This is a genomic window from Selenomonadales bacterium (assembly GCA_017442105.1).
GTDB lineage: Bacteria > Bacillota > Negativicutes > RGIG982 > RGIG982 > RGIG982.
The window spans coordinates 1-4,567 of the sequence record JAFSAX010000115.1; the positions used below are offsets into that span (position 1 = coordinate 1).

Sequence of the window (4,567 nt, forward strand, 5' to 3'; positions counted from 1 at the left end):
CAGCGCACCCACCTTCTCGATGATCGGTGAAGCGAAGCTTGCAGCCATCGCAAGACGAACAGGGATATTCTCGCGAACACTTCGCATCTCTTCTATCCATACATCCGGATCGCCCGCCGAGCAGATCGCCGCATACAGCGGCCGAAACTCCCGCTCTCCGTCGAATACGATATCGTCCGTATACGGCATGAAACGCTCTCCGATCCACCCCATGCGCCCGATCGATTCCAGCCTTGGCAGCGTATCAAGATTGAGCGCCACACAATCGGCGATATATTTTACAAGATACTTCGCATTGTCCGAATTGACCTCAAGCCCCTTATTTGACAGCTCAATGATACGGCTCGCATTCGCCGTTGTCGAACGATCGCACGTGACCGACTGCTGTACATTGTTCTTCCAGAAGTCGAGCTTGATCTTCTCTGTCTGCTCATCGAGATTGTACAAGATCGCTCTCGGCATCACAGGAAACGGCGATGCATATCGGAGGACAAAATCACCGTTCGACTTGATCTCATTCTTGCGGATCCCGAAATCGTCGGCGATCCATTCACCGCACGCGATCTGCACATCAGCTCCGTTGAAATTCGTCTGCTTCATCGCATTTGCCATCTCACGCTTGGCGACCATGATCTTATACGCCGTCAGATTCTTCTGGAACGTACGGAACACTTTCAGCTCTTTTGCACGCAGTTCATATTGCGAGACAAGCTGCTGCCGTGCAAATTCATCACGTACGCCCATGATCTTCGCGAACGTCTGCTCCCTGAGTATCCCCTTCGCATCCAGCTCCTCGATCGGCGTGAAGCTGTATTCCCGAATCGCGCTGCCATCATGTATCTGCAGATAGTCGTATACATCTTCCTTCTCGCCGACCTCTCGCCAGATGTCTTTCAGATCGAGAATATCCGCATCCTTAAAATTCTTCGCATACTGCTTGCCGACCGCATCGTTGTCCGGGATAACGACCTTCTGCGAAAACTTCCGAAGCATCGTCATATCCGTTTCGCTGAGAACGATCTTTTCCTTACCGCCCGCGTTCGTCGTTGTCGCCAAAAAGCCTGCCTTTACCATCGCGTCGGCGCACTTCTCGCCCTCCACGATATACAGCACCTCACACGAAGTCGCCTTGGCCATCAGGTCGAGATTGTACAGACTATTTGCCTCGGGCGGCTTCCGATAGACCTTTCGGCCGTCCACCTCATACCAGAACGTGAACTTCTTCTTGCCGTTTGCATACTTCGTTCTCCGCTTCGCATACGAAAAGCTCCCGTCCGTATCGCGGTAAATATGATCGTACTGCTCTATCACAGCAGGCTTGTCTGTATGGTCTGACCTCTTCGGCTCAATACCGAGTGCATCGATGATATCCTTGAACTGTGCATTGCACTTCTGGCAATACATCAAGACCTTATCGCCCGCCTGCTTGACGTACAGATGATGATCGTCATGGCAGACAGGGCAGGCAGCCGTATATTGCCCGCCCCGCTTTTTTAGATTTGTTAAATACGGTTTGATATCCGAAAGGTTCATGATAAAAACCCCTTATCAGTGCTTAGAACGGAGCACTGTTCATCGACTGATTGATAGTGGCAGAATCACGTTTGCCGACCACCTTATTGAGATACGGATCCTGGTATGTCTTGCCCTCTGCATTCGGCTTGCCCGTTCTCATCGTGATATCACAGATGAGATCGAGTGCCTGCGGAATATATTCTTCCAGCTGCGAGAGTCTCGGCGGACAGATCCCGAGCACGTTGAGATCCTTCTTGATGTACGGCAAGACTTTGCTGACGAACTGCTTGCGATAGAATACGCGTCTGCCCTCATACTCTCCCTGCACGATAACAAACTCGATCGCAAGCTGCGGCTCCCCCGTATAGTCGTTGATATCGACAGCGATACGATCGATATACGCCTGATACTTGCCGTCGGGAATACGAGAATCCGCCTCCTTGGCTTGCTCAAAATCATCATCCAAAATACTTAAATCTACTGCCATCTTTATTTACCTCCCTTGATCGCCTTATCGAATTCTTTTTTAATATCCGCGTAACTCATATTGATCTTCGACGGAAGCTTACCCGTGCGATCGCCTCCGTCCCAATTTTCGGACGGCTTCGTACAGACGAACCGACGCTCCCCTTCAGAACCTGTCTCGATCGTACAGAAGAAGATAAAATCACACATCGGAAGGACTTTTTCCTTTGCCTGTCTCGGCATCGTCGGACGCCATTTCGTGATCGTGCCCGTACGCGTTTTGATCTCCTCCGGCTCTGCATGACTGATAAGCAGAAGACCGTACGGCAGAAGCGACAGCTTCGTGATCGCGCGGGCAAACTCTTCTTTCACGAGCTTCCATCCCTTGCCCCAGTCAAGTTCCGACTCGTGCTGAATGTTATTCTTCTTGCAGATATACGCACTGCACATCGAGAACAGATTATCGACCGTATCCACCACGACCGTCTTAAACTCATGCTTGCCCTGCGCGATCTCGCCGCACACTTCAAGAAACTTGTCCCACGAATCGATCGCAACATTGAACGTCTCGAGCGAATTAAGCCCCGCCTCTGTCGCCAGGAAGATAGGATGGTCGAACTGGCTCGCCAGCGTCGATTTACCCGTCTTCGGCGCACCATAGATAAGCGTCGTGAAATTCTCCCACTCTGTTTTCGGTTTCGATTTTACTGTTGGTAACAAACTCATGCTCTCAGCTCCTCATGCTTTTCTTTTTTGACATAATCCAGCTCAAGATCCGCCTCACCGAGACAGATCGGCATATACTCGCACTGCCCGAAATCGAGACACCGCGACGCATTCTTGCAGTTGATGTCGTTGCGCTTCTCATACAGATACTGCTGCGTAAATGCCCACAGCTCTTTCTCAAACTGCTTCAGATCGTTCTCCGAGCGATAATACTTCTGCTCGAAGAAATAGAAGTCCGGGCGATCGACATAATCCTGCTCCAGACGATTGCAGAACTGCTCCATGCTCTCCTTCTTCGTCTGACGGATCGTCGGCTTCTTCAGCACGCGATAGATAACGCCCTCGGGCTTGACACCGAACCTCTCTCTGTACGCATACATATACAGCGTGATCTGCTCATCGAGCGACACCCGATCGAAATATCCCTTGTTGATCTGACTTGCCGTCTTGTACTCCACAAGCCACGTCTTGCCGTCAATCACCGTGATAGCATCGATCTTGCCCTGAAGACGGAACGAACGGCTTACTGCCCCCGTCTTCGGATTGCGGATCGGGATATCGAACGACAGCTCTCTGATCGTCTCCTCGCCCCACTTGCCGAAGCGAGCAAAATACCCCGTCAGCATCGCTCTGACCGTTGCACGCTGCACCTCAAGCTCGTTTGCCTCCTCCTGCGAATCGGGAAACACCCCGTCGAAATATCCAACAGCCTTATCGATATCATCCGTCTCCAGACCCAGATGTATGGCAGAGCCGAGCCCGAGCGACTTCTTCTTATTTCTCGGCACAAGCTCCAGACCATAGCGGATATGCTCTGCCATCGGACAATTCTTCCGCGCCTTGATACGCGAAAACGTCAATACCTCCATTTATTCCACCTCCATTACGATTACCGCACTCATATCGATTACGAGCAACCTGTTATCCATCTGTACTTCAATACGCTTGCGCCCCTCATATGCCGCATGCAGTTCCACGATCTGCTCCTTCGTGAACGTATCTGTGATCGTCTGACCACCGCGGAAATAGATCGTCAGCTTCCCTGTCGGCTGATGCTCCTTCGCTTGGTAGTCGGCAAGCTGACGCGTCATATCTTCGACATCTGCACGAAGCCATGCACGCTCCTTCTTCAGATCGTCGATCGTTTTTGCGTATTCCTCGATCTGCTTGCGTGCTTCCTGGAGCCGCTTCTTATCATCGGCAATACCTCTTTGCAGGCTCGCATTCAGAGCGCCTTCCTCTTGCACTTTGCGCTCCAGCTTCTCGATCGTGCCCTGAAGTTTGCAGACCTCGATATCCTTCTGTGTAACCTCGGCGCGGAGTGCATCGCATTCCTTCATCTTCTCAACGACCTTTTCTTTGGCCATATCGAGCGCGGCAATGTTCTGCCGAATACGACGATGCTCTGTATTTTTATCCAACTCACGCAGAGCTTCCTCATTGTCCACGTATGTATACGGGCATCGATCGGGCGCCGCTTCAGGCGACGGCGGGAAAATATTGTTTGCGATACACACGCGGTAGATCGCGCACTCCTTGTACTCTTCCTCCACGCAGACCTTGCACGTCTTCTCGATCATCTCGCAGTACAGGTCTTGGAAATCATCGATCGGAATATGTACGACACTCTCTGCCTCCTGCAAGGTCTTCAGCTCGTGCTTTGCCTGCGCGCTCGGGATAAATACGATCGGCTCGATACGATTCACCTGACGCCATAAATCATCCTTCGCATCATTGTCGAGTGCACTCACGCGAAGATCGACCGCCTTACGGAGCCACGTTTTCGCTGTCCGCAAATGCTTCAGATACTGCTTGTCCGTTGACGGCACCGTTGCCAGCTCATCGATCTTCTCTTCAACCG

5 protein-coding genes are annotated in these 4,567 nt (G+C 51.7%); all 5 read right to left on the bottom strand.

All coding sequences use genetic code 11. The features are described from left to right. The coding region (locus tag IJN28_04475) for a DUF927 domain-containing protein (GenBank protein MBQ6713027.1) at positions 1-1,533 on the bottom strand (1,533 nt) is incomplete at its 3' end. Positions 1,534-1,555: 22 nt separating this feature from the next. Further along, entirely contained in the window at positions 1,556-2,002 is a 447-nt protein-coding gene (locus IJN28_04480; GenBank protein ID MBQ6713028.1) for a DUF669 domain-containing protein, read from the bottom strand. 2 nt (positions 2,003-2,004) lie between these two features. Then, the gene (locus IJN28_04485; GenBank protein MBQ6713029.1) at positions 2,005-2,706 is read right to left on the bottom strand and encodes an ATP-binding protein; all 702 of its coding nucleotides are present in this window, start codon (positions 2,704-2,706) and stop codon (positions 2,005-2,007) included. Beyond that, on the bottom strand, positions 2,703-3,575 hold the full coding sequence (locus IJN28_04490; protein ID MBQ6713030.1) for a PD-(D/E)XK nuclease family protein: 873 nt from the start codon (positions 3,573-3,575) through the stop codon (positions 2,703-2,705). The genes IJN28_04485 and IJN28_04490 overlap by 4 nt, the downstream gene beginning before the upstream one ends. Next, a partial coding sequence (locus tag IJN28_04495; protein ID MBQ6713031.1) for a hypothetical protein occupies positions 3,576-4,567 on the bottom strand: 992 nt, incomplete at its 5' end.